Source organism: Streptomyces sp. NPDC026417, assembly GCF_055567695.1.
In genome coordinates this window covers 344126-359239 of the sequence record NZ_JBVHPY010000006.1, presented here as the reverse complement: position 1 = coordinate 359239, position 15114 = coordinate 344126, and the positions used below count along the sequence as shown (strand labels likewise).

Below are 15114 nucleotides of genomic sequence, written 5' to 3'. Positions count from 1 at the left end.
ACGTATGCACCACCCGCCCGTCGACACGCCCGCCCGCGCACCGGCCCCACGGATCGCGGCCCTCGTCGCGGTGCCGCTCGCCGTGGCCTCCCTCGCGCTCCTCCTGCTGGTCGCGTCCTCCTGGCGTCCGCTGCTCAACGCCGACGGCGACATCGCGCGCACCACGCACCGCTGGGCGGTCGACGAACCCGGCACCACCCGGGCCTTCCGCGTGCTGACCGACTGGGTGTGGGATCCGACGACGATGCGCATCCTCTGCGTGGTCGTCATCCTCTGGCTGGTGCTGAAGCACTCGGCCTGGCGGACGGCCCTGTGGCTGGCGGTCACCTGCGCGGTGGGCACGCTGCTGCAGCAGGGCATCAAGGCCGCCGTCGACCGCCGGCGCCCCGTCTGGCCCGATCCCGTGGACTCCGCCCACTACTCGGCCTACCCCTCCGGCCACGCCTTGACGGCGACGGTGGTGTGCGGGCTGCTGCTGTGGCTGCTCCGCCGGTACGGCGCGGGGCGCGCCCTGTGGTGGACCGCTCTCGCCCTCGCGGTGGTCTCCGCCGCGGGTGTCGGCCTCACGCGCGTCTGGCTGGGCGTCCACTGGCCCTCGGACGTCCTGGGCGGCTGGCTCATCGGGGCGTTCCTGGTCGCGCTGGCGGTTGCGGCGTACCACCGCTGGGTCGAGCCCGCCGGAACGCCGGCCGCGCCGCCCGCGCCCGGCCCACGGCCGGGGCGGTCTTGACCGGCACGACGGAGAGATCAAGGATCGACTCCCATGGCGATCAAAGGTGCGCTTTTCGACTTCTCCGGAACCCTCTTCCGTATCGAGTCCACCGAGGCCTGGCTGCGGGCCGTGCTGGCGGACGCCGAGGTCTCCCTGCCCGAGCCCGAGTTGATCGGTGCGGCCCGGGAGCTGGAGGCGGTGGGCGCGCTCCCGGGCGGCGCCTCCGCGCTCCGGCCGGTCCCGGAGGACCTGGCCGAGGTGTGGGCGGCACGCGACCGCAGTGCCGACCTGCACCGGGCCGCGTACACCGGAGTCGCGCGCCAGGTCCCGCTGCCCGATCCGGGACTCTACGACGCCCTGTACGACCGGCACCGCGCCCCGGCCGCCTGGACCGCGTACCCGGACGCCCGTGAGGTGCTCGGAACGCTGCGCGAGCGGGGGATCGCCGTGGGCGTGGTCAGCAACATCGGCTGGGATCTGCGCCCGGTGTTCCGCGAGCACGGACTGGACGCGTACGTCGGCGCCTATGTGCTCTCCTACGAGCACGGCATACAGAAGCCGGACGTACGACTCTTCGCGACGGCCTGCGATGCGCTCGGAGTCGCCCCGCAGGACACCGTGATGGTCGGGGACGACCGCCTGGCGGACGGAGGCGCCGCGGCGTTGGGCTGCGACGTGCACTTCGTGGACCATCTGCCGGTGGCCCACCGCCCGGCGGGACTGCGGCCGGTGCTCGGCCTGCTCGACTGACCGGCCCGGCGGATCAGCTCTGGTAGCCCTCGACCTGCGAGGCGGGGCGCACCCGCGCCTCGTCCGGGTTCTCGCCGAACTCCGTCTTCGCGCGGCGCTGGCGGAGCAGGTCCCAGCAGCGGTCGAGCTCGCGCTCCAGTTGTCCGAGCCGCTGGTTCTCCGTGGCGCTGTCGATCCTTCCGGAGGCGAGGGCGTCACGAAGGCGCCGCTCGTCGTCCACCATCGCCGTGATCCTGGCCAGGATCTCCTCTTGATCCATGTCCATCGCCTCCTCGGCCCCCGTGTCCACAACTCTAGGGACGGATCGGCGGCGCTGCGACAGCTGGCTGCGCAGGCCCGCCCTGGACGATCCCCCGCGTCGCCCAGGGCGGACGGCAGCCCGGATCGGACCCGCTGGGGGTCTTGGCCGGACGCGTTGAGTATAGTTGGCTGGCAGCCAGTCAACGCAGGAGTTACAGCATGTCCCCGCGCAGCGCCTCGGTCAATGAAGAGTTGCGGCGGCGTTCCCGGGAGCGGCTTCTGCAGGCGGCCGTGGAGCTGGTCCGGGAGCGCGGATACGACGCGACGACGCTCGGGGACATCGCGGATCGCGCGGGTTCGGCGCGGGGCCTGGTGTCGTACTACTTTCCCGGCAAGAGGCAGCTGCTGCAGTCGGCCGTGCACCGGCTGATGCACCGCACGCTGGAAGAGGCGCTGGAGCGGGAGCCGCGCACCGACGACGGCCGGGAGCGGATGGCGCGGGCGATCGACGCCATCCTCGGACTCACCAGGGACCACCCCGTTCTCATGCGGCAGCACATGGCGGGGATTCTGCAGGCCGAGGGTTTCGTGCAGTGCCCGGAACAGCAGCGGCTGGCGGAGCTGCTGCGGGAGACCGTCGCGCGCCACGGGTCGCCGGACGCCGCCGCCGACTATCCGATGCTGCGGGCGCTGCTGATGGGCGCGGTGTTCGCGGCGCTGGTGCCGGGGGTGCCGATGCCGGTGCCGGTGCTGCGGGCCGAACTGTTCAAGCGCTACGGCCTGGACCGCTCGATGGGCATCCCGCCGGATGCCGGGGCATCCGGCGGGATCGACGACGAGGACCTGTCACGGTTCTTCGCGACGGAGAGCCGCGAGGCGTCCGGACCGGAGCCGTCCGGTCAGTCGAAGTAGTCCGGCTGCGACTGGACGTTGAGCTCGTCCAGCCGGATCCGCTTGGCCGGGTCCGTGCGCCGGTCGCTGAGCTTCAGCACGTCGAAGCCCTTGGCGATGTCGTTCGAGTAGATGTAGCCGTTGTAGTAGTACGCCGACCAGGAGCCGCCGGTCGCGAGGCCGGTGGTGGACAGCGGTCCGCGCTCGAAGTAGGCGATCTCCTTCGGGGCGGCGGAGTTCGTGAAGTCCCAGACGGAGACACCGCCCTGGTACCAGGCCTGGACCATGATGTCCCTGCCCTTGACCGGGATGAGCGAGCCGTTGTGGGCCACGCAGTTCTCGGTGTCGGCCTGGTGGCGCGGGATCTTGTAGTAGCTCCGGAAGACGAGCTTGCGGTGGTCGCCGCGGCCGACGATGTCGTAGACGCCGTCGGCGCCGCGGTTCGGGCCGATGGCCTCGTTGCACGTGGGCGCGCCGCCGCCGCCGAGCTCGTCGGTGAAGACGACCTTGTCGGCCTTCTGGTTGAAGGTCGCCGAGTGCCAGAACGCGAAGTTCACGTTGTCCTGGACCTGGTCGATGACCTTGGGGTTCTCCGGGTCCTCGATGGAGAAGAGGATGCCGTCGCCCATGCAGGCGCCGGCCGCGAGGTCCTTGGAGGGCAGCACGGTGATGTCGTGGCAGCCGGTGGTCTTGGAGACGCCCGGGTTGGTGGGGGCACCCGGGTTGCCGCCGCCGTCGGGCCCCTCACCGGGGAACAGGACGGGGAAGTTGACGACCGCGGCCTTCTCGGGGGCCTTGCGCGGCACCTTGATGACCGTGATGCCGTCGTGCGGCGGCTGGCAGTCGGGGAACGAGGCGTTCGGCGAGTACGAGGAGACGTACACGTAGACGTTCCGGCGCTCGGGCACCAGCGTGTGGGTGTGCGAACCGCAGGCGGTCTCCACGGCGGCGACGTACTTCGGGTTCGCCTTGTCGCTGATGTCGAAGACCTTCATGCCCTCCCACGAGGACTTCTCCGTCGCCGGCTGCGTGGTGCTGTTGCAGGAGTTGTCGCTGCGCGAGGAGTCGGTGGAGAGGAAGAGCAGGTCCCCGGAGACGGAGATGTCGTTCTGGGAGCCCGGGCAGAGCACCTGCGCCACCGTCTTGGGCGCCTTGGGGTCACGGATGTCGAAGATGCGGAAGCCGTCGTAGTTGCCGGCGAACGCGTAGTGACCCTGGAAGGCCAGGTCCGAGTTGAATCCGGCGAGCGTGTCCTTGGGGATGTTGACGAGGTGTTCGATGTTGTCGGAGTGGACGACCTCGTCCTGCCCGGGTATGTCGCCCGCCGCGATGTCCGCCTTCACCTCGGCGGCCTCGCTCCTGGAGATCTTCTCCTGCGTGGCGGGGCCGTCCCCGGGGTCGGGGATCGCGGCCGCCGGGCCGGCCGTGAGCAGCGTGGCCAGGAGTCCTGCCGCGGCTGCGGCAACTCCGAGGCGTCTGCGCCGCGTTCTGGGGTTGTTCAACAGGGTCACTGTGTCCTCCCTAGTCGCCGTTCGGGTTCGAACGGTCCACGGACCCCCGAAGTATCGTCTTCATCATGCACAGATCAACAGATGGCAACGGAGCCTTAATAAAAGTTTTTGATCACCAGCACGCGGAAGCGTGCTAGGACGGTTCTCGGCACCGAGAGGTGCCCGTCAACACCTGGGCCTCAGGAGGTCGTTGTGCTCGTTCGCCGTACGTCCCGCGCGTGCCTGGTCACAGCCTCGCTGGCGGCTGCCGTTCTCGTACTCGCGGGCTGTGACTCCGACTCGCCGGGAGCCGACGCCAAGTCCCCGTCGACGGGCGGCCCTTCGGTGATCGCGCCCGGAAAACCCGGTGAGGCGGCCGAAACACTCTCCGCCGAGGACGCCCGCAAGCAGAACTCCGGTGACGGCGCACCGAATTCGGCGGACCTCGCCTACGCGCGGATGATGATCGAGCACCACGGCCAGGCACTGGAGATGACCGGACTCGTGCCGAAGCGGACGGCGTCGAAGAAGGTGCGCCGGCTCGCCGACCGCATCACGGCCGCCCAGGGACCCGAGATAGCCGTCATGAAGAGCTGGCTGAAACAGCACGGCGGATCGAAGGGAGACACGGGACACCGGCACGAGGCCATGCCCGGCATGGCGACCGAGGCGCAGTTGAAGACGCTGCGCGCCGCCCGGGGCAAGGCCTTCGACGAACTCTTCCTCAAGCTGATGATCACCCATCACGACGGGGCGATCACGATGGCCACCGACGTGAAGGCGCAGGGCAACAACGTCCAGATCGAGGAGATGGCGGACGACGTGATCGCCCAGCAGACCAGCGAGATCAGCCGCATGCGCGACATGTGACGCGGTCCCGGCCACCGACGCCCCGACCGAAGGGCCCGGTCAGCGACGGATGTGACGCGGCGTCAGGAAACCCGCGTCACGGGCGGCGGCGATCAGCCGCAGCGAGCGCCTGCGGCTGTGCCCGGTCGCGCACATGACCGCGAGAACGGGGTCCTGGCCGTCCTCCTGGGCCGCCCGGTACTCCTCCGCCACCAGGCGCCGCCCCTCCGTGCCGCGCGGCCAGGGCGGCCGAGCCCGACGCGGAGGCGCCTGCCGCACCTCGCCCGACCCCTCGCCCCCGGCGCCGCACGCCTCGTACAGCGGCCCCTCGAGCCACTCGGCGAGCACCGTCAGATCGTCGAGGGACAGGGGCGGAGAGGACCGCACGTCCTCGACGGAGACGCCCTCCCGCGACACCACCGCGAGGACGTCGACCCGGGCACCGTCGGCGAAGGCGAGCCGCACGTCGAACCAGGACGTCCGGCTGCCGTCTTCCCGCACTTCCCACGCGGGCCGCACGGACACCGCCCCATCCGGTCGATCACGATCAGAAAGATTAAGAAAGGATGCTTCGAGCACATACGCTACGTAACCGCATGATCACATTCCATGCGAATAGGCACGCATACCAACGGCGGCCTCCGTACCCCGTCGGCGGAGCCCGGGCGTGGAGCCCCTCCGCCGCACCCCCTCCCGCCGGAGGCCCCCCGGTGCCATGCTGGAGCCAGCTACCAGCGATCTCCTCGGACCGTTCGACGTCGGGAAGGAGTTCCGCCGTGCTGAAGGTCGCCGTCGTCGGCTCGGGGCCCAGCGGGGTCTACACCGCCCAGAGTCTCGTCCAGCAGGATCTGCTCCCCGGCGTCCGCGTCGACGTGCTCGACCGGCTGCCCTGCCCGTACGGACTCGTCCGCTACGGGGTGGCGCCCGACCACGAGAAGATCAAGTCCCTCCAGAACAATCTGCGCACGGTCCTGGAGGACGAGCGGGTCCGGTTCCTGGGCGGCGTCCAGGTCGGCCCGGGGGGTCTGCCCGCCACCCGGTTGCGCGAGCTGTACCACGCCGTCGTGTACTGCGTGGGCGCCGCCACCGACCGCCACCTGGGCGTCCCCGGTGAGGAGCTGCCCGGGAGCTGGTCGGCGACCGAGTTCGTGTCCTGGTACAGCGCCCACCCCGACTCCACCGCCGACGGATTCGTGGCGGGTGCGCGGACGGCCGTCGTCATCGGCGTCGGGAACGTCGCCGTCGACGTGACGCGGATGCTGGCGCGCGGCATCACCGAGCTCAGCCCGACGGACATACCGCACGCGGCGCTCACCGCTCTGGCCGCCAGCGAGATCACGGAGATCCACATGGTCGGGCGGCGCGGCCCCTCGCAGGCCCGCTTCACCACCAAGGAACTCCGTGAGCTGGGCGCCATGCCCGACGTCGACGTGGTCGTGGATCCACGGGAACTGGAGCTCGACCCCGGGTACGCCGACCCGTCGGGCCTGCCCGCCGCCGTCCGCCGCAACGTCGAGGTGATGCGGGTCTGGGCCGCCGCGCCACCCCTCGGCCGGCACCGGAGGATCCGGCTGCGCTTCTTCCTGCGACCGGTCGAACTCCTCCCCGCCGACGACGGGCGGGTGGGGGCGGTGCGCTTCGAGCGGACGGTACCGGACGGACACGGCGGGGTGACCGGCACGGGCCGCTACGAGGACATCGAGGCGCAGTTGGTCCTGCGGTCGGTGGGCTATCGCGGAGTGCCGCTGGAGGGCCTGCCGTTCGACGCCACCCGGGGCACGGTGCCGCACCTCGCGGGGCGGGTCCTGCGGGACGGCGTCGTCGCTCCCGGCGAGTACGTGGCGGGCTGGATCAAGCGGGGCCCGACCGGAGTCATCGGCACCAACCGGCCCTGCGCCAAGGAGACGGTCACCTCGCTCCTGGAGGACGCCCCCGTCCTGGCACGCCGGGACACGCCCGCGGATCCGCTCGCGGCGCTGCGGGCGGCCGGAGCGGCACCGGTGGAGTGGACCGGGTGGCAGGCGATCGAACGCGCGGAGGCGGAGCTGGGCGCCTCGCTCGGGCGGGGCGTCGTCAAACTGCCCGACTGGGCGTCGCTGCGCGCGGCGGCGGGCACGGAAGGAAGCTGACCTGCCTCTCCGGGGCGGGGTCCGGCAGGAGGCCGGACGGAGGGGTTCCGGGCAGGGTCCGGACGGAGACTGTGCCGTGGGACCCGGACGAGGGGGCCCGCAGGGCGGACTGGAAGTGCCCAGCGCAGCCCGAGCTTGCGGAAGCAATTGGCCGGCTCCGGTGGAACGCCGGCTGCGCCGGGCACGCCCTTCCGCTGGTCAGCTTCCTGGCCGCTCTCCCACGAGACGTTGACGGGGGGGCGGCGCGTCCGACGGCGATGCTGCCGGCCGGCCGTGTCCCCGGTCCACGAGAGGTTCCCCGACTGGTTCCAGACGGTGATGGACAGCGGAATCAGCGCCGGATGCCCGACCGCGATCGCGCTGGACCTGCTCTTCGACCAGCTGCCCGGCAGGGCCGGTTCGGACGAAGCCATCGGTACGGGCGAGGCGGCGGAGGCCACCGGGCCGGCCGGTCCGTCAGCCGGCGGCGAGCCGGTCCGCCTGCCGGGCGGCCGCGGCCAGGACGCTGTCCAGGAGACCGGGGAACAGTGCGTCCAGGTCGTCCTTGCGCAGCCCGTTCATCTTGGCCGTCCCGCGGTAGACCTGCCGGATCACGCCGCTCTCGCGCAGCACCCGGAAGTGGTGCGTGGTCGTGGACTTGGTGACGGGCAGGTCGAAACGCGAGCAGGAGAGCTCGTCGCCGTCGGCGGCGAGCTCACGCACGACCTGGAGCCGCATCGGGTCGGACAGCGCGTGCAGCACACTCTCCAGGCGGATCTCGTCGTTCGCGGGGTGCGGGAGATCGCGGCTGCTGCCTGCGGGGGCGGCGGTCGTCACGGCTGCTCCAGTTCGTCGGGGCGGGCCGCGGACGCGGCGACGGCCGCGCAGCGGGCCCACCACGGTCATTGTACGAGAACTCTCGTAGTTTGACACTTCACGTACTACGATGCCTATCGTACGAGTCGGCCCCTGCCCCCGTGACGAATGGAGTCCGCCGTGAGCGCGCTCTTCGAGCCCTACACCCTGCGCGATCTGACCATCCCGAACCGAGTGTGGATGCCGCCGATGTGCCAGTACTCGGCCGCACCGGAAGGACCCGACACCGGCGCCCCGAACGACTGGCACTTCTCGCACTACGCGGCCCGGGCCGCCGGCGGCACGGGTCTGGTCATCGTCGAGGCGACCGCCGTCTCCCCCGAGGGGCGCATCAGCCCGTACGACCTCGGCATCTGGAACGACACCCAGGTGGAGGCGTTCCGGCGGATCACGCGCTTCCTCGTCGCGCAGGGCACGGTGCCCGGCATCCAGCTCGCGCACAGCGGCCGCAAGGCCTCCACGGACCGCCCCTGGAAGGGCGGCGGCCCCGTCGGCACGGACGCCCACGGCTGGCAGCCGGTCGCGCCGAGCGCGCTCGCCTTCGACGAGCAGCACCCCGTCCCCGCGGAACTGTCCGTCGAGGAGATCCACGGGATCACCGCCGCCTTCGTGGACGCGGCCCGCCGTGCGCTGGACGCGGGCTTCGAGGTCGCCGAGCTCCACGGGGCCCACGGCTACCTGCTCAACGAGTTCCTCTCCCCGCACACTAACCACCGCACCGACGCCTACGGCGGCTCGTACGAGAACCGGACCCGGTTCGCCCTGGAGGTCGTGGACGCCGTGCGCGCGGTGTGGCCGGACGACAAGCCGCTGTTCTTCCGCATCTCCGCCACCGACTGGCTGGAGGACGGCGGCTGGACCGCGGACGACACCGTGCGCTTCGCGGCGCAGCTCCACGAGCACGGAGTGGACCTCCTCGACGTGTCCACCGGCGGCAACGCGTCCGGAGTCCGCATTCCGGTGGGGCCGGGCTATCAGGTCCCCTTCGCGGCCCGCGTGAAGGCGGAGACCCCGATGCCCGTCGCGGCCGTCGGCCTCATCACCGACGTGGAGCAGGCGGAGAAGATCGTCGCCAACGGCGAGGCGGACGCGGTGCTGCTGGGCCGTGAGCTGCTGCGCAATCCGTCCTTCGCCCGCCTCGCGGCACGCGAACTGGGCGCCGAGGTGCACGTGCCGGAGCAGTACCACCGCTCCGTCTAGTCGACTCCCCCACCGGGCGCGGGACATTCCGAGGGACCCTCCGACCGGTCCGCCTCCCGGACGCGGCTGTCAGCGGTGTGGTGCACACTCACGGTCAGGTGACGACCGTTCGCCCGGGAGGAGCGGCGCGGTGCACCACCAAGTGCGGGGTGGCCGCGGCGGCGGCCCCGTGGCCGCCGGACCAGGACCCCGACGCCGTACTCCCCGTGCCGTGTGGGGAGTTGACGGACGAGCGTTCCTTTCCGCGGCGGACGGCCGCCGAGGCACGGGGCCGTCTCGGGCAGGCGGCACGCGCTGCGTCGCATGCGCGGCCCCGACGGGGTCTGGGAGCGGACCACGGCGGCGTCCGCGCTGCGGCAGGTCACCGGGGACGCCGAGCCGGTCCTCCCGGTCCTCCACGTCGCCAGGCAGGAGAACGCGCAGACCCGCGGCACCATCGCCGGCCGCCTCGCCCGCACGGGCCCGGCGGGGGCACCCCTCCACGACCTGCTCCACGCCGAACTCGCCACCCCGCGCAGGCACCTGGCCCGCTCGGGAGGCTTCGACGGCAGCGACACCCTGGAGGACGAGCGGTTGCTGCGGGCCCGCCGGGAGGGGGTGGCGGGCGGCCGGGCGGAGGACGAGGGCCGTCGGCCCGCGTGGCGGCGCGCCGGCGTCACGACGGCGCCGGGCCGGGACGGCGGATGAGGGACGCGGTCACCCCGGTCGGTGCACCGCGGGCCGGGGTTGCCGGAGTGCGGGGGCGGCCGCTTCACCCCGGTCGATGCACCGGGCGTCGGCAGGCCGGGGGCGCCGGGTTGGTTGCGTGGTGACGGGCAGGTGGGAGGAGGCAGGCGGCGTCCGGACAGTCGGCGCTGGGCGCGTGGCGGGGGTCAGCTTGTCTTGCGGCCCCACAGAGGACCGAACCGCTGCCATTCCTCGTCCCACTGCGCCATGCGCCGGCGGTCCAGTCGGCCACGGATCAGACGGCCCGACGCGAAGGGCACGCTCGCCGCGCCGACCCCGACCAGGAAGCCGACCAGGGACGCCCGCAGCCGGGCCTGGGAGGCGGAGACGGGCTGGGCGACCAGGCGGCCGGAGCGGTCCGTCCACACGGTCACCGCGGTGCCCGCCGCGCTGCCCGACTCGACCCGGGCCTGCCCGGCGTGCACCGTGCCGTCGGCCGCGGTCCAGCGCACCCTGGCCCACACCCGGTCGGCACCGGAGGACGAGGCGGCGGTCCGCAGCCGCGGCGCGTCCTCGGTGATCAGCGCCGTGACGGGACGCCACTCGACGCGCTCCCGGGCGAGGTCGCTCTCGACGGACCTCGCCATCGTCAGTCCCGTGAAGACCCCGCACAGCACGGTGACGGTCCAGGCGACGAGCAGGATCCACGCCTCCAGGGCGTCACTGGGACGGCGCAGTGGGTTGCGTCGCCACCGCCACAGCCACAGCTTCGGACCACGGAATGCCGCCATCGGGGCATCCTCCTCACGGGCTCAGGGACATGCCGGACCGCAATCCCATACGGGAGCCGTCTCCTCGATGCTCATACGAATGCTCCGAGTTGGCGGCCTCATGCCTGCCCGCCCCCTCCTCCTGCGGGCGGCCCGGGGCCAGGAGGCACCGAGGAAGGGGCGGTGACGGGGCGCGGCCCCCGACACCACGCTCTGACCTGCGACGATGCCGGTCGGGGGGTGACTGTCAGTGCCGGGGTGCAGACTGGCCGGTGCTGGGACAACGACGTCGCGGAGGTGGTCGGCATGGCCGACGTACTGCTCACCGTAGGTACACGCAAGGGACTCTTCGTCGGCCGGCGCCGGGGCGGCGCCTGGGAGTTCGACGAGAGTCCGTACTTCAACGCGCAGGCCGTCTACTCGGTCGCCATCGACACCCGCGGCGAGACCCCGAGGCTGCTGGCCGGAGGGGACAGCGCGCACTGGGGGCCCTCCGTCTTCCACTCGGACGACCTGGGCCGCTCGTGGACCGAGCCGGCCCGACCCGCCGTCAAGTTCCCCAAGGACACCGGGGCTTCGCTGGAGCGGGTGTGGCAGCTGCACCCGGCGGCCGCCGAGCCGGACGTGGTCTACGCGGGCACCGAGCCGGCCGCCCTGTACCGCTCCGACGACCGGGGCGAGACCTTCGACCTGGTGCGCCCGCTCTGGGAGCACCCCACCCGCTCGAAGTGGGTGCCGGGCGGTGGCGGCGAGGGGCTGCACACCATCCTCACCGACGACCGCGACCCGCAGGCCGTCACAGTGGCCGTCTCCACCGCCGGGGTCTTCCGCACCACCGACGGCTGCGCGAGCTGGACACCGTCCAACTCCGGTGTCTCGGCGGTGTTCCTGCCGGATCCGAACCCGGAGTTCGGTCAGTGTGTGCACAAGGTCGCGCGGGACGCGGTGAATCCGGACCGGCTGTATCTGCAGAACCACTGGGGTGTTTACCGAAGCGACGACGCGGGCGCGCACTGGACGGACATCGGCGCGGGGCTGCCGTCCACGTTCGGGTTCGCCGTGGCGGCTCATCCGCACCGCGGGGACACGGCGTACGTCTTCCCGATCAACGCCGACGCGGATCGGGTGCCGGCCGACCGCCGTTGCCGGGTGTTCCGCACCGCGGACGCGGGCAAGACCTGGGAGCCCCTCACGGCAGGGCTCCCGGACGAGGACCACTACGGCACGGTGCTGCGCGACGCCCTGTGCACCGACGACGCGGACCCGGCGGGGGTGTACTTCGGCAATCGCAACGGCGAAGTGTTCGCCTCGTCCGACGACGGCGACAGCTGGCAGCAACTGGCCTCCCATCTGCCGGACGTGCTGTGCGTGCGGGCGGCGGTGGTCGGCTGAGCGGCCGTCAGGCGACAGGACACCGGCCCGGGCCGGCGCGGCACCGGGGGTCCCGGACGGCATGGACACGGGCCGTGGCCGACCGGGAGGCACGGGAGGACGAGGCCACGCGCCGTGGACGACCGCGGAGCACCGGACGCGACGAGGCACCGGCCATGGACGACCGCGGACCATCGGGCGATCGTCGCCGCTCGGGGCGCCGACCCGGTCGTCACCGGTCATCTCCGGTCGGCCTCCGCCCACCGGTTGATCGCCGCCGCCCGTACGGCAGTAGGGTGACGCCCGTGGCACCACGACCGTTGCATGAAATCGTCGAAGCAGGCTGGGCGAAGGCCCTGGAACCCGTCGCCGGACGGATCGCCGCGATGGGGGACTTCCTCCGCGCGGAGATCGCCTCGGGGCGCACCTACCTCCCGGCCGGGCCGCATGTCCTGCGCGCCTTCCAGCAGCCGTTCGACGAGGTGCGCGTCCTCATCGTCGGGCAGGACCCCTACCCCACCCCGGGGCACGCGGTGGGTCTGTCGTTCTCGGTCGCGCCGGAGGTACGGCCGCTGCCCGGCAGCCTGATCAACATCTACCGCGAGCTCACCACCGACCTGGGGCTGCCGCAGCCGTCCAACGGTGACCTCACGCCCTGGACGCAACAGGGCGTGCTGCTGCTGAACCGAGCCCTCACGACGGCCCCGCGCAGCCCCGCGGCCCACCGGGGCAAAGGCTGGGAAGAAGTCACCGAACAGGCCATACGGGCGCTGGCGGCCCGCGGCAGGCCGCTGGTGTCGATCCTGTGGGGCCGTGACGCCCGGAATCTGCGTCCGCTGCTCGGAGACCTTCCGTCGATCGAGTCCGCGCACCCGTCTCCCATGTCGGCCGACCGGGGCTTCTTCGGTTCCCGCCCCTTCAGCCGCGCCAACGACCTCCTGACCGGGCAGGGCGTCGAACCGGTGGACTGGCGACTGCCGTGACGCGGTCCGCCCCGGTGTCCGGTGTCCTGGCCGTGGACTCGGGCGGCTCGGGGGTGCGTGCCGCGCTCGGTGTCCCCGTCGACGCCGGCACCGCACGTCCCGGGCCGCTGGCGTCCGGGGAGCCAGTGCGCACCGGTCCGCGCGGCATCGACGCGGGACATCTGCTGGAGCAACTGCTGCCGATGGCCCGGCGGCTGATGGCCGACTCCGGGGTCGACGAGCTCGGGGCGCTCGCCCTCGGGGCGGCCGGTTTCGCCACCTTGGGCGACGATCTGCGTGCCGAGCTGCCGTCCGCCCTGCGGCGTGAACTGGGCGTGCGGCGCGTGGTGCTGGCCGCCGACGCCGTCACCGCGTACACGGGCGCTCTGGGGTCGCGGCCGGGCGCCGTGATCGCCGCGGGGACGGGCATGATCGCGATCGGTACGGATCTGCGGAGCTGGCGCCGGGCGGACGGCTGGGGCCATCTGCTCGGGGACTGCGGCGGCGGCGCCTGGATCGGACGCGCCGGCCTCGACGCGGCCGTACGGGCCTTCGACGGGCGTCACGGAGGGTCGGCGGCGCTCCTCGTACGCGCCGAAGAGGTGTTCGGGCCGGCGCCCGAGCTGCCGGGCCGGCTGTACTCGCGGGCCGACCGGGCCGCCGTGCTGGCCTCGTTCGCTCCCGAGGTGGCGGCGTGTGCGGGGACCGATCCGGTGGCGGCGGACGTCCTGCGAGCGGCGGCCCGGCACATGGCCGAATCCGCCGCCGCGGTCTGTCCGGCCGGCCGGGACGGCGGCGAAGTGCAAGTCGCCCTCACCGGCGGCCTGTTCAAGATTGGGGAACCGCTCCTCGCACCGCTGCGCGAGGAGTTGGCGGAGCAGCTGCCCCAGGCCCGTCCGGTTCCGGCCGCGGGCGATCCACTGCACGGGGCCATGCTCATCGGCATCGACCTCGCGCTCGGCAGGCTCGCACTGCCCCCCGACGACCGCATGCTGTACGTGGTGGCCGAGAAGCCGGATTGACGCATTTCGCCGGGTAGGCGAGGAGTACCCCTTCGACGCTCGGGGATGGACATAGACAGTCGCGGTGCGCGCGTCAAGTGGTACGGCAGTGATCATTTCTAATCCGTACGTAACGCATGAGACAAAACCGGACGGATACCGCTCACCTGCACCCTCCCCGAACAGGGGAGCCCAGGAAGCCAGTAACATGCGGCGCCATGAGCTCCTCCACTGGGCCCGCGTCCGGCCTGCCTGTACGAATGCCGCGACCCCGCCAGCCCGGGCGGCACCGCCGCCCGGAACCCCTGGCGGCTCCCGAGGGCGCGCCCGCGCTCGTCCTCGCGCTGCCGGGCACTCCCAGTGCCGCCACGCGCAGCCTCGCCGAGGAGGTCGTGAGCATCGCCCGCTCCGAGCTCCCCGGCCTCGACGCCCGCATCGGGTACCTGGACGGCGACGACGCCGAGTTCCCCACGCTGCAGTCCGTGCTCGGCCGTGCCGCCGAGGAGCGCACCGCCCGCTTCGAGCAGGCGCGCGCCGCCGGGGCGGACGTGGCCGAGCCCGACGGCCCCGTGGCCGTCGTGGTGCCGCTGCTCGCCGGCCCCGACAACGCCCTGCTGCGCCGGATCCGCCAGGCGGTCATGGAGAGCCGGGTCGCGGCCGACCTGACCGATGTCCTCGGCCCGCACCCGCTGCTCGCCGAGGCGCTGCACGTGCGCCTGTCCGAGGCGGGCCTGGCGCGCGCCGACCGCGCCCGGCTGTTCACCGTGGCGACCGCCGCGGACGGCATCATCCTCGCCTCCGTGGGCGGCGAGGAGGCCGTGCAGGCGGCCGGGATCACCGGCATGCTGCTCGCCGCGCGCCTCGCGGTGCCGGTGATGGCGGCGGCCCTCGACGAGGAGGGCGCAATCGCGGCCATCGCCGAGCAGCTGCGGTCCTCCGGTTCCCAGCAGCTCGCGCTCGCGCCGTACCTGATCGGCCCCGAACTGGACGCCGGGCTGCTCGACGCCGCCGCCAAGGAGGCGGGCTGCTCCGCCGCCGAGGCGCTCGGCCCGTATCCGGCGATCGGCAAGCTCGCGCTGGCCAAGTACACGACCGCGCTGGGTATCGCCCCGCAGCAGCCGCAGGGCGCCCCGGCCCGCTGAACCCGTCCGGCCGGTCCTCCCCACGGGGTGCGGCGGGCCGGCCGGAACCGCCGCACCTCGGACGCCGAAAGGGCCCGTTTCCCTGG

General features: G+C 72.7%; 16 protein-coding genes. 11 read left to right on the top strand and 5 right to left on the bottom strand.

Annotation, left to right across the window (positions count from 1 at the left end):
• Positions 1-4 precede the first annotated feature (4 nt).
• Together ACZ4NT_RS12855 and ACZ4NT_RS12850 are read left to right on the top strand one after the other, a co-directional pair.
• Positions 5-730 (top strand): phosphatase PAP2 family protein, encoded by a 726-nt coding sequence (locus tag ACZ4NT_RS12855; protein ID WP_467725170.1) that lies wholly within the window; start codon positions 5-7, stop codon positions 728-730.
• Between the two features lie 39 nt (positions 731-769).
• On the top strand, positions 770-1462 hold the full coding sequence (locus ACZ4NT_RS12850) for an HAD family hydrolase (RefSeq protein WP_467725204.1): 693 nt from the start codon (positions 770-772) through the stop codon (positions 1460-1462).
• 13 nt (positions 1463-1475) lie between these two features.
• On the opposite strand, the gene ACZ4NT_RS12845 is transcribed toward ACZ4NT_RS12850, so the two are convergent.
• Positions 1476-1721 (bottom strand): DUF2630 family protein, encoded by a 246-nt coding sequence (locus ACZ4NT_RS12845; RefSeq protein WP_467725202.1) that lies wholly within the window; start codon positions 1719-1721, stop codon positions 1476-1478.
• A gap of 200 nt (positions 1722-1921) precedes the next feature.
• Between ACZ4NT_RS12845 and ACZ4NT_RS12840 the strand changes: the two genes are divergently transcribed.
• Positions 1922-2614 carry a TetR family transcriptional regulator gene (locus ACZ4NT_RS12840; protein ID WP_121408385.1) on the top strand — a complete coding sequence of 231 codons (693 nt, stop codon included), beginning with the start codon at positions 1922-1924 and terminating at the stop codon, positions 2612-2614.
• Here ACZ4NT_RS12840 and ACZ4NT_RS12835 read toward each other — a convergent pair.
• A complete protein-coding gene (locus ACZ4NT_RS12835) occupies positions 2602-4104 on the bottom strand; it encodes a hypothetical protein (protein ID WP_121408386.1) in 1503 nt (500 codons plus the stop codon). The genes ACZ4NT_RS12840 and ACZ4NT_RS12835 overlap by 13 nt on opposite strands.
• A gap of 192 nt (positions 4105-4296) precedes the next feature.
• On the opposite strand from ACZ4NT_RS12835, the gene ACZ4NT_RS12830 reads away from it, so the two are divergent.
• Positions 4297-4953 carry a DUF305 domain-containing protein gene (locus tag ACZ4NT_RS12830; protein WP_467725168.1) on the top strand — a complete coding sequence of 219 codons (657 nt, stop codon included), beginning with the start codon at positions 4297-4299 and terminating at the stop codon, positions 4951-4953.
• A gap of 39 nt (positions 4954-4992) precedes the next feature.
• Here the strand turns inward: ACZ4NT_RS12830 and ACZ4NT_RS12825 are convergent, their stop codons facing one another.
• Complete coding sequence (locus ACZ4NT_RS12825) at positions 4993-5457, bottom strand: DUF6214 family protein (RefSeq protein ID WP_467725166.1); 465 nt, start codon at positions 5455-5457, stop codon at positions 4993-4995.
• Positions 5458-5708: 251 nt separating this feature from the next.
• Here ACZ4NT_RS12825 and ACZ4NT_RS12820 point away from each other — a divergent pair, with 251 nt between their 5' ends.
• Complete coding sequence (locus ACZ4NT_RS12820) at positions 5709-7061, top strand: FAD-dependent oxidoreductase (RefSeq protein WP_467725165.1); 1353 nt, start codon at positions 5709-5711, stop codon at positions 7059-7061.
• Between the two features lie 456 nt (positions 7062-7517).
• On the opposite strand, the gene ACZ4NT_RS12815 is transcribed toward ACZ4NT_RS12820, so the two are convergent.
• Complete coding sequence (locus ACZ4NT_RS12815; RefSeq protein ID WP_467725163.1) at positions 7518-7877, bottom strand: ArsR/SmtB family transcription factor; 360 nt, start codon at positions 7875-7877, stop codon at positions 7518-7520.
• 159 nt (positions 7878-8036) lie between these two features.
• Here ACZ4NT_RS12815 and ACZ4NT_RS12810 point away from each other — a divergent pair, with 159 nt between their 5' ends.
• Complete coding sequence (locus ACZ4NT_RS12810) at positions 8037-9116, top strand: NADH:flavin oxidoreductase/NADH oxidase (protein ID WP_467725161.1); 1080 nt, start codon at positions 8037-8039, stop codon at positions 9114-9116.
• 303 nt (positions 9117-9419) lie between these two features.
• The gene (locus tag ACZ4NT_RS12805) at positions 9420-9803 is read left to right on the top strand and encodes a hypothetical protein (protein ID WP_467725159.1); all 384 of its coding nucleotides are present in this window, start codon (positions 9420-9422) and stop codon (positions 9801-9803) included.
• Between the two features lie 185 nt (positions 9804-9988).
• Here ACZ4NT_RS12805 and ACZ4NT_RS12800 read toward each other — a convergent pair whose 3' ends face one another.
• On the bottom strand, positions 9989-10573 hold the full coding sequence (locus ACZ4NT_RS12800) for an Rv1733c family protein (RefSeq protein WP_121408392.1): 585 nt from the start codon (positions 10571-10573) through the stop codon (positions 9989-9991).
• Between the two features lie 285 nt (positions 10574-10858).
• Between ACZ4NT_RS12800 and ACZ4NT_RS12795 the strand changes: the two genes are divergently transcribed.
• The 4 genes from ACZ4NT_RS12795 (at position 10859) to ACZ4NT_RS12780 (ending at position 15028) form a co-directional block, all read left to right on the top strand.
• Positions 10859-11944: a sialidase family protein gene (locus ACZ4NT_RS12795; protein WP_183117176.1), complete on the top strand. Its 1086-nt coding sequence runs from the start codon at positions 10859-10861 to the stop codon at positions 11942-11944.
• A gap of 284 nt (positions 11945-12228) precedes the next feature.
• Complete coding sequence (locus ACZ4NT_RS12790) at positions 12229-12906, top strand: uracil-DNA glycosylase (protein WP_121408394.1); 678 nt, start codon at positions 12229-12231, stop codon at positions 12904-12906.
• A complete protein-coding gene (locus tag ACZ4NT_RS12785; protein WP_467725157.1) occupies positions 12903-13907 on the top strand; it encodes an N-acetylglucosamine kinase in 1005 nt (334 codons plus the stop codon). The genes ACZ4NT_RS12790 and ACZ4NT_RS12785 overlap by 4 nt, the downstream gene beginning before the upstream one ends.
• A 197-nt stretch (positions 13908-14104) precedes the next feature.
• Entirely contained in the window at positions 14105-15028 is a 924-nt protein-coding gene (locus ACZ4NT_RS12780) for a hypothetical protein (RefSeq protein WP_121408396.1), read from the top strand.
• The last annotated feature ends 86 nt before the right edge of the window (positions 15029-15114 follow it).